The sequence below is a fragment of the Bradyrhizobium sp. SZCCHNR1093 genome, assembly GCF_032381175.1.
In the GTDB taxonomy this organism is placed as follows: Bacteria; Pseudomonadota; Alphaproteobacteria; order Rhizobiales; family Xanthobacteraceae; genus Bradyrhizobium.
The window spans coordinates 439,927-453,225 of sequence record NZ_JAUHJJ010000002.1 but is presented as its reverse complement, the minus strand read 5'-3'; the positions used below and the strand labels follow the sequence as shown (position 1 = coordinate 453,225).

Below are 13,299 nucleotides of genomic sequence, written 5' to 3'. Positions count from 1 at the left end.
TACGGGATTGGACGCTGCACCGGACGGATTGCTTCGGATCACTTGCGTGTCAAATCGAAACGGATTCGCTTGGTAGACGCGCGCAATGTTTCCGAATGGTGCGACGTGGGGTTGTCACATCGCCATTCACATGCGAGCCACGCTCGTAGAGAGGACCGGCGGGATGCTACGCACAGAGCTCGCCTCCAGCGCCGGTCGATCTTCGCGGCACGTCCGCATCAAGGCGGAGGTCGGGCGATCAAGCGATCGAACGTGTCCCGCCGGCGGCCGCGATCGCCCCGTCGCTCGAACGGCGCCCATGCGAGGCATTCAGGAGCTGTCGGATGCGGATTGCGGGGACGGGCCGGCTGAACAGATAGCCCTGCGCCTCGGTGACCGTGCCGTCGGCGCTGACCAGTTCGAGCTGCTCGTTGGTCTCGATGCCCTCTACCACCACCGACATGCCGAGATCGGCGGACAATCTTGCGACACCGCGCAACAGGGTCAGCGGCCGATCGCTGTCGATGCCTTCGAGGAAAGAGCGATCGATCTTGACCTTCTCCAACGGGAAGTTGTGCAAATAGCTGAGGCTCGAATAGCCGGTGCCGAAATCGTCGAGCGAAATACGAACCCCGAGCATGTGCAGTTGCGACAGCACATCGTGCGTGAGCTGGGTGTTGCGCAACAGCGAGGATTCGGTGATCTCGATCTCGAGCCGATGCGGCGGCAGCCCGGACACTTCGAGCGCGTAGCGGACCTCACTGAGCACATCGCGCTGATGGAACTGCTGCGGCGAGAAGTTGACGGCGACGCTGACCGCATCCGGCCATTTCATGCATTCGAGGCAGGCCTTGCGCAGGATCCAGCGGCCGAGATCGACGATCAGGCCCATGTCCTCGGCGACGGGAATGATGTCGACCGGCGAGACCGTGCCGCGCACCGGGTGGTTCCAGCGCAGCAGCGCCTCGCAGGTCGAGATCTTGCCGGACTTCAGATTGACCAGCGGCTGATAGAACAGCTCGAACTCCTCGTTCGCCAGCGCCTTGCGCAGATCGAGCTCGAGGATGCGGCGCGCCTCGACCGTCTGGGCGAGTTCGTCGCGGAAGAAGCAGAAGGTGCCCCGTCCCTCGGCCTTGGCGCGGTACAGCGCCATGTCGGCGTTCTTCAGTAGCGTGTCGGCGCTGATCCCCGGCCCAGTCATGGCGATGCCGACGCTGGCGCCGATCTCGACCAGATGATTGTCGATCTTGTAGCGCTCGCTGAGCTGGTCGACGATCCGGCGCGCCAGCATGGCCGCGTCATCGTTGGAGCGGATGTTGCGCTGGAACACCACGAACTCGTCGCCGCCGAAGCGCGCGACGAAGTCTTCCGGACGCAGCATGTCGCGCAGCCGCTCGGAGACCGCGCAGAGCAGTTGATCGCCGCAGGGGTGGCCGAGCGTGTCGTTGACCTGCTTGAAGCGGTCGAGATCGACGAACAGCAGCGCGGACAATTCGCCGTGCCGCTGCGGAATCCTGAGCAGCCGTTCGATCTCGTCGCGGAAGCTGACGCGGTTCGGCAAGGTCGTGAGCTCGTCATAGCGCGCCAGATGCGAGATGCGCGCCTCCGCATGCCGGCGCTCTGTGATGTCCTCGAGCAGGACCACGGCGCCGCCGTCGGCCATCGGCTGGAAGGTCCAGGACAGCGACCGGTCGCGCGCGACGTCGGGATCGCTGGTAATGACGTTATGGGTCTTGGTGTGCTCGATCTCGGCCAGGATCAGCCGGCCGCTCGAAGCGGAGATCGAGCCTGCGATCACGCAGGCGTTGATGATGTCGGCCGCCTTGCCGCCACGCTGCAGGATGTCATCCGGCAGGCTCATCATGTGGCCGAAGCGGTGGTTCATCACGGCCAGACGCCCGTCGGAGCGGAACATGCACAGGCCGTGCGGCATGTTGTTCAGGGCCGTATCGAACTGCTTGGCCAGCGCAGCCTCGCTTTCGCGCGCCACGAAGGCCTGGACGAAGATCCTCTGCAGATTGGTCGAGATATGTTTCAGCGACACGAAGAACAGGACGCAGAACGCCGCCATGCCCAGGTAATAAGGGCTGCCGTGGATCGCGAGAGCCACTGCAAGCGGTCCGCAGGCGAGCAGGATCTGGACATGGAATATCCAAGGCCGCCCGTAGGTCCGGCCGGCGCCCGCCGACATGTAGCAGAGCGTCACCGTGATCGCGATCAGGTGCACCACCGGGTCGCTGTTGTCGACAAGGGCGACTACGCACCACACGCCGAGCACCAGCGCATAGATCATGGCGCCGATCTGGTAGCGAACCTCCCAGCGCTCGACCGCCTCCTGCGTGAGGCGACCGTTGTCGCAGAGGCTCCGATAGTAGCGCATGTCGAGCGAACGGAACGCCCCTGCGATGATCAGCATCGCGGCACACGGCCACAGATTGACGTCGCCGCTCTTGATCGCGGTCATGACGGCGGCGACGGCGGCGCAGAGTGCGCCGGCGAACATCGGGCCGGGATCCTGGAAGAGGGAGTCGACGAGAGCCGCCTGGATCGCAGGCGACAACTTTCGATCGTCTTCTCCATTCTGAGTGGCAAGCTGCATTCGTGCGCACGCGTCCTGTTCGGTGCACAAACATTACCGCTCGCAGGTGAAGTCTTTCTGAGGGAACATCGTTAGCGGAGCGTTTCCGCGCTCGCGAAATGCACGAATTCGCTCGAAAATTCAGAGAACTAGGCAAACACTACCCGGCTACTACAACTAATAGTTCCACCTTTCCACAGAACACGCCTCGCGCGACTCGAAAAATCGCGTCCACCACGACGTGAGCGGGCCCAGAGCCTCGCTCACCGTCACGACAACAGCGGCGACCAGGCCGGATCCGAGGCGAAGCCCGGCGTCGGCACCTTCTGCTCGAAGCGGCCGGAGACGTCGATCGAGTACAGCGACGGACCGGCGGTGCCGCCGGGGTCACGGAAGAACATCAGCACGCGGCCGTTGGGCGAGAAGGTCGGCCCTTCGTTGTGGAAGCCGGCGGTGAGGATGCGCTCGCCCGAGCCGTCCGTTTTCATGATGCCGATCGCGAACTGGCCGCCGCCCTGCTTGGTGAAGGCGATGAAGTCGCCGCGCGGCGACCACACCGGCGTCGAGTAGCTGCCCTCGCCGAACGAGATGCGCTGCGCTGCCCCGCCACTGGAGGACATCACGTAGATCTGCGGCTTGCCGCCGCGATCGCTTTCGAAGCAGATCTGGCTGCCGTCCGGCGAGTAGCACGGCGAGGTATCGATCGCCGGCGTGTCGGTGAGCCGCGTGGTCGTGCGCGAGCGCAGGTCCATCACGAACAGGTTGGAGTTGCCGCCCTGCTGCAGGCTCAGGATGATGCGCTGGCCGTCCGGCGAGAAGCGCGGCGAGAACGACATGCCTGGGAAGTTGCCGACGATCTCGCGCTGGCCGGTCTCGATGTTGAACAGATAGACCTTCGGGTCGCCCTGCCCGAACTCCATGTAGGTAATTTCCTGGCTCGACGGCGAGAACCGCGGCGTCAGCACCAGGTCGGCGCCGCGGGTGAGATAGCGGACGTTGGCGCCGTCCTGGTCCATCAGCGCGAGCCGCTTGACGCGGCGATCCGACGGGCCGCTCTCGTCGACGAACACGACGCGGCTGTCGAAATAGCCCTTCTCGCCGGTCATCTGCGTGTAGATCTGGTCCGAGATGATATGCGCGATGCGCCGCCAATATTCCGGCGCCGTGACATATTGCTGGCCGGTGAGCTGCTGTCCCGAGTTCGGGTCCCACAGCCGAAACTCCGCCTTCAGGCGCCCGTCCGGCTGCCGCGTCGCGCGGCCCGTCACCAGCCCGCGCAGGTCGAGCGGACGCCAGCTCGCGAATTGCGGCGGCGCCTCGAAATTGCTGATGCGCTCGGGAAACGCAGCCGGGTCGACCGGCACGAACAGCCCGCTGCGCTTCAGATTGTTGGTGATCACCTGCGCAATGCCATTGCCAACATCGGCATCCCCTGCCCCGCCGGGCACGAAGGGCGGAACGGCGATCGGGATCGGCTTGAACTCGCCGCTCGGGATGATCTCCAGGCGCTTTTGCTGGGCGAGCGCGGGCCCAGCGCCCAGCGCCGCCATCGCGGCGCCTCCGGTCAGCAACAGCTGGCGCCGCGTGAAAAATCCGGTCGTGCGCGTCGGAGGTGTCGTCAAGTTCGGCCTCGCATCGAATTCATCATTTTGAGATTGAATGTCGTCGGTACGAGCTTCCACTCATTGTACCGGTTCTTCGGCAGGAACGAATAGGGCTGGCAATTCTCGACCGCGCGCTTGGCATTCTCCGCCATGGCCACGCTGACCCGCGACGGTCCTCGCGTCCCAACGACGGCCGGCACGGCGGCCAGCGATCCATCCGGACGGAGCTGGATGTCGATATCGACCTCGATCTTGTCCTCATCGACGCCGGTGTAGGGAAGATTGAAGCAGCGGCCGACCGCCTGCTGGAATGCGATCTGCCAGCTCGCGACGTTGCTCTCAGCCGTTCCCTGCGTTGCGCCGAGCGCCGCATTGGCGTTGAGCTCCGCCCCCGTGGCAGCCTGCCGCGTCGGGTCCTTCTGATTGATCAGGCTCGCGATCTTCTCAGAGTCGTATTTGCGCTCGCTCTTGTGCTTGGGCGGCTCCGGCGGCGTGGCGGCTGCCTGCGGCTTCGGCGGCTGCTTCGCCTTGTCCTTGTTGAGCACGCTGGCGATCTGGTCCGGATTGAAGGGATCGGGCTTCTTCTCTTCCGGCTTCGGCTTCTCGGCCGGCGCGGGCTTCGGCGGCTCCGGCTTCTTTTCGGCCACCGGCTTCGGCGTATCCGGCTGCTTCTCGACCGGCTTCGGCGGGTCGGGCTTCTTCTCGACCGGCTTCTCCGGCTTGGGCTGCGGCGTCGGCGCGGCGTCGGTCTCGGTGACCTGCTTGGTGTCGACCTTGCCGACGATGTCCTCGGTCGGCTTCTTCTCGCCGATCTTGTCGGCCAGCAGCTTCTGGGATTCCTTCTTGCCCGTCAGCGCGCCGGCCTTGGCCTTGGACGAGTTGTCCTCCGAGATCACGTCGACCGGCACCAGGTCCTCCGCCGGCACCACCATCGAGCGCGCGGAGAAGCTGAACAGACCCCAGCACAGCACGAGCACGTGCAGGGCGACGGACAGCACCGTCCCCTTGCGCGTGCGAACGAACCGGATGAGGTCTGCCGACGTCATGAGCCCTGATCCGGCAGCACGACAATGCTGGCGCGATAGCCGGCGTCGCGCGCCAGGCCCAGCACCTTCATCATGTCGGAGTAGCAGGCGTCGCGGTCGCCGCGGATCTTGACGACGTTGTCGGCGCCACCGGCGCCCGCCTCCTTCATCGCCTTGATCTTCGGCCCAAGCTCGTTGATCGCGATCGGCGAGTCGCCGAGATACACGTCCACCTTCGACGCGCAGCCGCCGCCGGTCTTCTTGACGGTGACCTCGAGCGGCGGCTTGGCGTCGGCCGTCGAGGCCGAGCCGCCTTGCGCCTGGGGCAGGTCGACCTGGATGTTGACGGTGAGCAGCGGCGCCGCGACCATGAAGATGATCAGCAGCACCAGCATGACGTCGACCATCGGCGTGACGTTGATCTCCGCCATCACGGCCGCCTTGCGCCGACCGCGGCGACCACCGCCGCCGGACGCGCTGCCCATGCTCATGCCCATGCTGTGGTACTCACGATCCGGATGCCACTATACCTGCCCTCATCCCCGCTCGTCGATCTGACGGGACAAGATGGCTGAAAATTCATCTGCGAAGCCTTCCAGCCGCTGCGCCTGCCGGTTCACCTCCGAAGAGAACTTGTTGTAGAAAATCGTCGCCGGGATGGCCGCGATCAGGCCGATGGCGGTGGCGAACAGCGCCTCCGCGATGCCCGGCGCGACCACCGCCAGCGAGGTGTTCTTCGAGGCTGCGATCGCCTGGAAGCTGGTCATGATGCCCCAGACCGTGCCGAACAGGCCGACGAACGGGCCGGCGGAGCCGACCGTGGCGAGCACCAGGAGACGGCGTTCCAGCCGCTCGACCTCGCGCGCGATCGACACGTTCATCACCTTCTCGATGCGCATCTGCAGCCCGGCGAAGGAGCGCGCATGGCCCTCGAACGAGCGTTTCCATTCCCGCATCGCCGCCACGAAACACGCCGCCATCGACTGCGTCGGCTTCGCCGACAGCACCCGATACAATTCCTCGATCGATTCCCCGGACCAGAAGGCCTGCTCGAACCGATCCATCGAGCGGCGGGTCCGCGAGAACAGGAACATCTTGTCGATCGCGATCGCCCAGACCCAGATCGAGCAGGAGATCAGGCCGAGCATGATGATCCGAACCACCCAGCCGGCATTGCCGAACAGATCGATCAGGGACAGGCCGCCGCTATCGACAGACATCTGCAGTATCCTCTCAACCAATCATCCCGGGACGCCCGGGACCATGCAGCCGCCGTTCCATGCCGGATGCCGTCGCGGCGGAAAGCGCCTGCGCGAGAAAACCCTGAACTGATCGCTTTAAGAGGCCCGCCGAAGCCATAAGCGGCCTGCTTCCTCTGCCAACGTGTCAAAACAAGGGCTCTTGGCGCGCGTAAGCGCCCCTTAACCAAACCCCCTCCGGGGTTAAGGCGGGGTTACCGCGGAGTATTGCCGAGGTCAAAGGTCCAGCCGGACCAGCCAGATAGAGCCTTTGTGATCAGCAGCTTGACCATTTTGGCCGCCAGCGGGCAGCGGCCGGCTGCCGCAGGCGGGCGGTATCGGAGAACGCAAAACGCCCGCCGGCGGGGGAAACCGCAAGCGGGCGTCTTATGCCGTCAGGGCGGGGGCTGAAAGCCCTGCGCCGTCAGGTGAGAGGCGATCAGCTTTGCGGCTGGTCGTTCGGCGGGGTCGGACGCGGCTTGTGCTGGGCCATGAACGCGTCGAACTCCTCCTTGTCCTTGGCGTGGCGCAGCCGGGTCAGGAAGTCGCGGAACTCCTGCTGCTCCTCCTCGAGCCGCCGCAGGGTCTCCATGCGGTACTCATCGAAGGCGCGGTTGCCGCTCGAAGCCGGCTGCGAGAACCCGAAGCCGAAGCCGCGGCGCTCCATCTTGTCGCGCATGCGGTCCATCTTCCACTGCATCCGCTCCATCTTGTTCGACCAGCGATCACCGCCGTTCCAGCACGCCATCTTTCTGCTCCCGAGTGTAAAAAAGAGAAGGGCAAGTCCGATCGGCCACCAGATGATGAAGCCGAGCACGGTCACGGCGATCCAGCCGGGATGCCAGGGCGACTCCATCATGCGGGGCCGGTACCTCTGCTCCTCCTCCGAACCGCGCCAACGATTGACATCTGCGGTGTAGGCCATCTCCCTCTCCATTCGCGGCGCCATGCCGTGTGAATGTAAATAACATTTACATAGCTAGCTCAACCCGGGATTTTGTCAAGGCGACCGCCTGGCGCGTCGCTCGAATTATTTTTCGGCGTTCTTTGAACCTTATTTCGGGCGGCCCCAGGGCCCTGCCGGCTTGTCATCGTCCGGCAGCGGCGGCGGCTCGGCAACGGAGGACGGCGCAGGCCGGCGGTCGGTCGGGAAGCCGAGCCCGCGCAGATAGATCAGCACCTCGGCCTCCAGCAGCTCTTCCGGCGACATCGGCAGCTTGCGGCGGGCGGCGTCGCCACGCGCGAACAGCGAGGCGATGCCATGCGCCATCGACCAGATGTGCAGCGCCATCATCAGCGCCGGCGGCCGCGGCACGCCGGGCGGCGCCAGCGCGGCCAGCCGCTCGGCGGCAGCCCGGATGACGCCGAAAGCGCGCTCGCCCGCCGCCAACAGGCCCGCGGTGGAGTCCGCCGGCACGCCGGATTCGAACATCGCCGAATAGAACGCAGGCTCCGAACGGGCGAATGCGAGATACGCCTTGCCGACGCGCTCGAACGCCGTGACGGTGTCGGGCCGGCCGTCGTCCCACGCCGCCGAGAGCTGCGCCTCGAACTGCTCGAAGCCGCGCTGGGCGATGCTCGACAGCAATTCGTCGCGGTCGCGGAAGTGGCGGTAGGGCGCGGCCGGGCTGACGCCGGCCATGCGGGCCGCATCGGCAAAGGTGAAGCCGGCAGCCCCCTTCTGCGCGATCAGGTCGAGCGCCGCCTGCAGCAGCGCCTCCTTGAGGTTACCGTGATGATAGCCGCGCTCGGCGCGGCGCTCTTCCTTGCGCCAGCTCATGTAAAAGGCTTTTACATGAGCCGGGTCAAAGGAAGCCAGCGACTTTTGGGCGGGATCAGCCGCCGATGTGCGCGAGGGGTCCGTCCCGTCGTCCCGTTAGGCCCCTAGCGAAACAGGCGCCACCCTCGCCTGGAGGGTCGCGCAAGGGGCAGGGTGGCACCGAAGTCACCGCGAGATCAGCGGGCCCGGCACAAACGCCGGGCGCCCCAGCAAGCGCGATGTTCACACCTCAGCCGACGTTCCGCCCTGCGGGCCGCTCAACTAACCGCCCGGAATCGGCAGCACCGGCATGATCTCGACCCGCTCGCCGGGGAAGATCGCAAAATGCGGATGGTTGACGAACATCCTCGCGGCGTCCTCGTGCGACGCGGCGCGAACCACGGTGAACGCGCCCATCTCGTTGGCGATGTCGTTGACGCCGCCCTTGTCGACCCGCTTGGTCTTGCCGAGCGGCCCGCCCAACGCGACGATCGCGTCCTTGTGTTGGTCCACCCAGGCATGCCAGGCCGCCATGCCCTGCTGCCCCCTGGCATTGCGCTCGGTCTCGGACAGCGCATCCCAGGCTTTCCAGGCCGGACTGGTCTTGCTGCCGAGAAAGACGGCGAGATAGGTGTTGCTGTTGTCGCTCATTGCACTTCCCTCTCCTGCTGTGAAACGGATCGATCAGACACGGCCGGCATGCGGCAGCTCGGCGAAGCCGGCCGCGGCCTGCTGCACCTCGTCGGAAAAATCGGCCATCTCCTGCACCTGGCGGATCTCGATGATCTCGTTCTCCGAGGCCGGGCATTGCTTCGCCCAGGCAATGGCTTCGTCGCGCGAGGCGACCTCGATCATCCAATAGCCGCCGAGCACCTCCTTGGCCTCCGCGAACGGGCCGTCGGTGACGACAGGCTTGCCACCCGCGAACGAGACCCGCGCCCCCATCGACGGCGGATGCAAGCCCTCCAGCGTGATCAGCACGCCGGCGTCCTTCAGGGCCTCGTTGTAGCGCATCATCGCTTTGACACGCTCGGGATCGAGCTGCACGTCCGGCGGCGCGCTCTCATAGCCGAGCGGGATCATCAGCATCATGAATCGCATCGCGTTTCTCCTCCTCTCCTGATCAGGGTCGGTTCAGCTCTTGGCGGCCTGCGCACGCAGCCGTTCGACCCGCTCACGCAATTCGGGCGTGAACGCCTCGCCGAAATCCTCCGCGGCATAGACCTGGCGGATCTCGATCTCGCCGCTCGGGAACGGCGCCCGCTTCATGTGCTCGATCACCTCGTCGAGCGAGCCGGCCTTGATCATCCAGAAGCCCGCCGCGAGATCGCGGGAGAGATCGAACGGACCGCGCGCGACGCTCGACGTCCCGTTCGAGAAGTCGATGCGCGCCCCCTTCGCGGTCGGATGCAGGCCCTCGCCGGCTTCCATCATGCCGGCCTTGACCAATTCCTCGTTGAACCGGCCCATCGCCGCGAACTCCTCGGTCGTCGGCAGGATTCCGGCTTCCGTGTCCCTGGTCGCCTTCACGATCACCATGAACCGCATGGCGCCTCTCCCCTGATGCTGTCCGGCAGGACTGCCCTGCCCTCATCAGTAGGACGATCCGGCCCTGGTGCCGCCGACACGCTCCCGCAATTATTTTGGCCGGGTTCCCGGTTCAGCCCGGCTCCTGCGGGAACATGTGGAAATAAGGCTCGGCCTCTGCGAGCACCCGCGCCACGGATGGCCTCGCCTTGAGCCGGTCGAGATAGGCTGTGACCCGGGGGAGCCCATCACCAAGCGGCTCCACTCTGTCGGCGTAGAACAGCGCCGGCACGGCCGCGCAATCCGCCAAGGTGAACGGGTCTCCCATCGCCCAGCCACGCGGCGGCAGCTCAGTCTCGAGCATGGCGTAGGACATGCGCAGCCGGCTTCGAGCGTCGGCGACGCCGAGCGGATCGCGGGCATCGGCCGGACGCAGCCGGTCGAACACGACGGTCTGCGTCGGCATGTGCAGATAGAGGTCGAGAAAGCGATCGCGCAGACGTGTCCGCAAAGCGAGATCTGGATCATCGGGAATGAAGCGCGTCCTGCCCGCATAGTGCTGGTCGAGATATTCGATGATGATGCTCGATTCCGGAATCGTGCGCTGCTCGTCGCGCAGCACGGGAAATTTACCGACCGGCCAAAGCTTCAAGAACGCCGCGCGCTCATCCGCGTCACCGAGATTGATCAGCTTCGGCGTGAACGAAACGTCGTTCTCATACAGCGCGATCAGCACCTTCCAGCAGAACGACGACAGCGGATGATAGTAGAGGGTCAGCGACATCCTACGCTCCTGATGAGTTGAGTGAGAACAAGTTGTTTGGTCCCGAACGCGCGGCCGCAGGGATGGTGCGCTCCCTCGCCCCGTTCTTCACGGAGAGAGGGTTGAGGCGAGGGCTAGACGCACCGGCGGTGTGGTTTATAGACCTGCACTCCCCCGGGACACGGAGCGCGCCCGCGAGAGCTGGACTCACACGTCCCGAACGGGGGCATAGCGCGCGATGACAACGCCGTTGGACAGCGCCCGGCTGTCGATCAGGCGGAGCTTCACGGCCTGACCCGGCTTGAACAGCGGCCGTCCGGCGCCGAGCACGCGCGGATTGATCGCGATACGAAACTCATCGATCAGATCGTGCGCGACGAGCGTCGACGCGAAGTCCGCGCTGCCGAACAGGAACAGGTCCTTGGCATTCTCCTGCTTGAGCTTGTCGACATCGGCCGCGAGCTGCGGACCCAGCAGATGCGCGTTTGACCATGCCAGGCGAGACAGCGTGCGCGACGCGACATATTTGGGGATGCTGTTCATGAAGTCGGCGATCACGCCCTTCTCGGTCGGCCAATAGCCGGCCATCAGATCGTAGGTCACCCGGCCGAACAGCAGTACGCCCGCCTCGTGCAGTTGCGTCTCGGAGATCTGCTCCAGCTCCGGGCCCCACACGTCCTCGTGCCAGGAGATGTCGCCGTTCGGGCCCGCAACCATGCCGTCCAGCGTCATCATGTTCCACATCACCAGTCTCGCCATCGACTGCCTCTCCCCTGACTGCTTTCATTTTGCAAGCAGTTGGAGAATGCCCAGACCGGTGCAATATTGCAAGCGGTTTATACGCGATCCCTGCTCACGAGACTTCGATGTCCGACCCTCAGCGCTCCGGCTGCCCGATCAACCTGTCGCTCGAAGTGGTGGGAGACAAATGGAGCCTCTTGATCATCCGCGACATGATGTTCGGAAATCGCCGGCACTATCGCGAGCTGCTCGGCGGCTCGGAGGAAGGCATCTCCTCGAACATTCTCGCCGACCGGCTGAAGACACTGCTCGCGGCCGGCATCATCAGCCGTGAGGACGATCCGAGCCACAAGCAGAAGGGCATCTATTCCCTGACCGAGCAGGGCATCGAGCTGTTGCCGATCCTCGCGCAGATGGCGGGCTGGGGTTACAAATATCTCCCCGTCTCGGAGGAGCTCGGCATCCGCGCCAAGCTGTTGATGGAAGGCGGCCCGAAAATGTGGGCCGAATTCATGGACGAGCTGCGCGAGACCCATCTCGGCGCGAAACGGCGCAGGAAGGCTGGACCGAGTGTCGGCGAGCGGCTGCAGGCGGCTTACCAGAAGGTCGTCGCTGCCAAGACAGCCGAGGCAGGTGGCAGGTGATCGTGCGCCTCGCAACGCGCACGGATCGTGCGCGCCGCTTCCCGCATCAGAACCGCGTGTTGTCGGCCCTGTAGCGCGATGATTTGCGCGGGGCGCGTTCGGGGGCCTGCTCGAGCTGCGCGATCGGGCGGCGATAGGTCTCCGCGCGACGCAGCCAGCCCGCCTCCCACACGCGGTTCGAGGGCAGATTGCGAACCCGCTGCTGCAGCACGACCTGCACCGCGTCGGAATATTCGGCGAGCACGGCCTTGGACTCGGTGGTAGTGCCGTTCATCTTGAGCAGTACCTGCTTGAGACCCCAGCCCTGGCGCTGGCCCGTCTCCTTGTCCACCGCCGTCTCGGACGGATTGGTGCCCTCGCCCTTGAAGTTGATGTAGTCGATCAGCGGATAGAGATCGTTGGAGGCGCGCACGACCCGCGAATACTGCGCGACGATGTGCTCGCGTTCGGCGCTGTCGGGCGTGTTGGCGAGGATCTTGTCCATCGCGCCTTGCGCACGCGCCACCAGGAACTGCGTCTGCTCCGCAATCGTGTCGAGCAGGAACTGACGCAATTGCCGCATTTGCGGCGAGTTGAAATTCCGCTTGAAGTCGGCCCGGCTGGTCCACGGGCATGCCGGAATCGGCGTCTTGTCGAGCCATGCAGGCAACGGCGTCCTGCCCTTGCGCAGAAACGCGATCAGCCCCGGAAAGCCCTCCTCATAAGGCGGCTTCGCGGTGGACGGGTACCAGATGAAATGCCCGATTCCCAGCGAGGCGAATTCTTCACCCGCATTCCACGACGTGATCGCGTCGCGCCGTCCCCCGGCCTCGTTGAGCCAGATCTTGCGGCCGATCATCTGCGCAACGTCGGCCGGGAGCGCGCGTTGAGGCACCGACAGATTCTTCGTCGTCTTGGTGTCGCTCCGCGGGTCGGCCTTGCGCTCGGCCGCGACCGGCTTCGCGGGCTCGGTCGATGGCACGGCCACCTTCGGAGCCGGCGTCGGCACGTCCGACGGCCGCCCCACCGTCTCGGGCTCCGCCGTCTGCGGCTGCTGCGGCGGCGCGACATCGTGCGCAGCCTGCTCGGTCTCTGCCGGTTTCGCAGCAACGCTGCCATCCGCTCCGGCGGCGCCGGACGCCGCGAGCCCGAGGACAATGCACGACAACAGCAACGCGCCGCACACGCGCCTCAGATCATTCGGCCCGCGCGACGAAGCGTGCAGCTCCGTGGTTCTGACGAGAGTGATTCGCCGGCTGATGAATTGATCGCCCATGTCGATTCTACCGAGACTCTTAAACTCTACGCTACCGGTTCAGATTCGTCCCAGACACGTCCGAGAGCGACCCGACGACGGGCAAATCAGCCGACGGCGGGACTGTCCAATTCCACGGGGGAATGCGCCTTTGGAGGCTGCGGCGCGGCCGCGAGACCGCCGGCGCCACGGAGCTTTTTCGTGAAG

The 13,299-nt window shown here is 65.3% G+C and carries 14 protein-coding genes; 1 reads left to right on the top strand and 13 read right to left on the bottom strand.

The genetic code is table 11. The annotated features are described in order from the left end of the window. Positions 1–238: 238 nt before the first annotated feature. From QX070_RS07750 to QX070_RS07695, 12 genes are all read right to left on the bottom strand, one after another. Positions 239–2,578: a putative bifunctional diguanylate cyclase/phosphodiesterase gene (locus tag QX070_RS07750; RefSeq protein ID WP_315736317.1), complete on the bottom strand. Its 2,340-nt coding sequence runs from the start codon at positions 2,576–2,578 to the stop codon at positions 239–241. 248 nt (positions 2,579–2,826) lie between these two features. Further along, entirely contained in the window at positions 2,827–4,107 is a 1,281-nt protein-coding gene (gene tolB / locus QX070_RS07745; protein ID WP_315737038.1) for a Tol-Pal system beta propeller repeat protein TolB, read from the bottom strand. 68 nt (positions 4,108–4,175) lie between these two features. Then, entirely contained in the window at positions 4,176–5,207 is a 1,032-nt protein-coding gene (locus QX070_RS07740; RefSeq protein WP_315736316.1) for a protein TolA, read from the bottom strand. Further along, a complete protein-coding gene (locus tag QX070_RS07735; protein WP_315736315.1) occupies positions 5,204–5,683 on the bottom strand; it encodes a biopolymer transporter ExbD in 480 nt (159 codons plus the stop codon). The genes QX070_RS07740 and QX070_RS07735 overlap by 4 nt, the downstream gene beginning before the upstream one ends. A 39-nt stretch (positions 5,684–5,722) precedes the next feature. Further along, on the bottom strand, positions 5,723–6,406 hold the full coding sequence (gene tolQ / locus QX070_RS07730; protein ID WP_315717584.1) for a protein TolQ: 684 nt from the start codon (positions 6,404–6,406) through the stop codon (positions 5,723–5,725). Between the two features lie 457 nt (positions 6,407–6,863). Beyond that, positions 6,864–7,349: a DUF2852 domain-containing protein gene (locus QX070_RS07725; RefSeq protein ID WP_315736314.1), complete on the bottom strand. Its 486-nt coding sequence runs from the start codon at positions 7,347–7,349 to the stop codon at positions 6,864–6,866. A 129-nt stretch (positions 7,350–7,478) separates the two neighbouring features. Next, positions 7,479–8,204, bottom strand: a complete 726-nt coding sequence (locus QX070_RS07720) for a TetR/AcrR family transcriptional regulator (RefSeq protein WP_315736313.1) — start codon at positions 8,202–8,204, stop codon at positions 7,479–7,481. 261 nt (positions 8,205–8,465) lie between these two features. Beyond that, entirely contained in the window at positions 8,466–8,834 is a 369-nt protein-coding gene (locus tag QX070_RS07715) for a hypothetical protein (RefSeq protein WP_315736312.1), read from the bottom strand. Positions 8,835–8,867: 33 nt separating this feature from the next. Next, entirely contained in the window at positions 8,868–9,284 is a 417-nt protein-coding gene (locus QX070_RS07710) for a YciI family protein (RefSeq protein WP_315736311.1), read from the bottom strand. 33 nt (positions 9,285–9,317) lie between these two features. Beyond that, positions 9,318–9,731, bottom strand: a complete 414-nt coding sequence (locus QX070_RS07705; RefSeq protein WP_315736310.1) for a YciI family protein — start codon at positions 9,729–9,731, stop codon at positions 9,318–9,320. 112 nt (positions 9,732–9,843) lie between these two features. Beyond that, complete coding sequence (locus tag QX070_RS07700) at positions 9,844–10,494, bottom strand: glutathione S-transferase family protein (RefSeq protein WP_315736309.1); 651 nt, start codon at positions 10,492–10,494, stop codon at positions 9,844–9,846. Positions 10,495–10,680: 186 nt separating this feature from the next. Further along, the gene (locus QX070_RS07695; protein WP_315736308.1) at positions 10,681–11,232 is read right to left on the bottom strand and encodes a dihydrofolate reductase family protein; all 552 of its coding nucleotides are present in this window, start codon (positions 11,230–11,232) and stop codon (positions 10,681–10,683) included. A 107-nt stretch (positions 11,233–11,339) separates the two neighbouring features. On the opposite strand from QX070_RS07695, the gene QX070_RS07690 reads away from it, so the two are divergent. Further along, positions 11,340–11,858, top strand: a complete 519-nt coding sequence (locus QX070_RS07690) for a helix-turn-helix domain-containing protein (RefSeq protein WP_315736307.1) — start codon at positions 11,340–11,342, stop codon at positions 11,856–11,858. Between the two features lie 46 nt (positions 11,859–11,904). On the opposite strand, the gene QX070_RS07685 is transcribed toward QX070_RS07690, so the two are convergent. Then, positions 11,905–13,113 carry a hypothetical protein gene (locus tag QX070_RS07685; RefSeq protein ID WP_315736306.1) on the bottom strand — a complete coding sequence of 403 codons (1,209 nt, stop codon included), beginning with the start codon at positions 13,111–13,113 and terminating at the stop codon, positions 11,905–11,907. Positions 13,114–13,299 lie beyond the last annotated feature (186 nt).

Excerpts from the sequence above, each read along its gene's own strand:
- QX070_RS07720 (WP_315736313.1), bottom strand. The coding sequence starts at position 8,204 with ATGAGCTGGCGCAAGGAAGAGCGCCGCGCCGAGCGCGGCTATCATCAC.
- QX070_RS07740 (WP_315736316.1), bottom strand. The coding sequence starts at position 5,207 with ATGACGTCGGCAGACCTCATCCGGTTCGTTCGCACGCGCAAGGGGACG.
- QX070_RS07750 (WP_315736317.1), bottom strand. The coding sequence starts at position 2,578 with ATGCAGCTTGCCACTCAGAATGGAGAAGACGATCGAAAGTTGTCGCCT.
- QX070_RS07700 (WP_315736309.1), bottom strand. The coding sequence starts at position 10,494 with ATGTCGCTGACCCTCTACTATCATCCGCTGTCGTCGTTCTGCTGGAAG.
- QX070_RS07695 (WP_315736308.1), bottom strand. The coding sequence starts at position 11,232 with ATGGCGAGACTGGTGATGTGGAACATGATGACGCTGGACGGCATGGTT.
- QX070_RS07690 (WP_315736307.1), top strand. The coding sequence starts at position 11,340 with ATGTCCGACCCTCAGCGCTCCGGCTGCCCGATCAACCTGTCGCTCGAA.
- QX070_RS07735 (WP_315736315.1), bottom strand. The coding sequence starts at position 5,683 with ATGGGCATGAGCATGGGCAGCGCGTCCGGCGGCGGTGGTCGCCGCGGT.
- QX070_RS07705 (WP_315736310.1), bottom strand. The coding sequence starts at position 9,731 with ATGCGGTTCATGGTGATCGTGAAGGCGACCAGGGACACGGAAGCCGGA.
- QX070_RS07715 (WP_315736312.1), bottom strand. The coding sequence starts at position 8,834 with ATGAGCGACAACAGCAACACCTATCTCGCCGTCTTTCTCGGCAGCAAG.
- QX070_RS07685 (WP_315736306.1), bottom strand. The coding sequence starts at position 13,113 with ATGGGCGATCAATTCATCAGCCGGCGAATCACTCTCGTCAGAACCACG.
- tolB (WP_315737038.1), bottom strand. The coding sequence starts at position 4,107 with ATGGCGGCGCTGGGCGCTGGGCCCGCGCTCGCCCAGCAAAAGCGCCTG.
- tolQ (WP_315717584.1), bottom strand. The coding sequence starts at position 6,406 with ATGTCTGTCGATAGCGGCGGCCTGTCCCTGATCGATCTGTTCGGCAAT.
- QX070_RS07710 (WP_315736311.1), bottom strand. The coding sequence starts at position 9,284 with ATGCGATTCATGATGCTGATGATCCCGCTCGGCTATGAGAGCGCGCCG.
- QX070_RS07725 (WP_315736314.1), bottom strand. The coding sequence starts at position 7,349 with ATGGCCTACACCGCAGATGTCAATCGTTGGCGCGGTTCGGAGGAGGAG.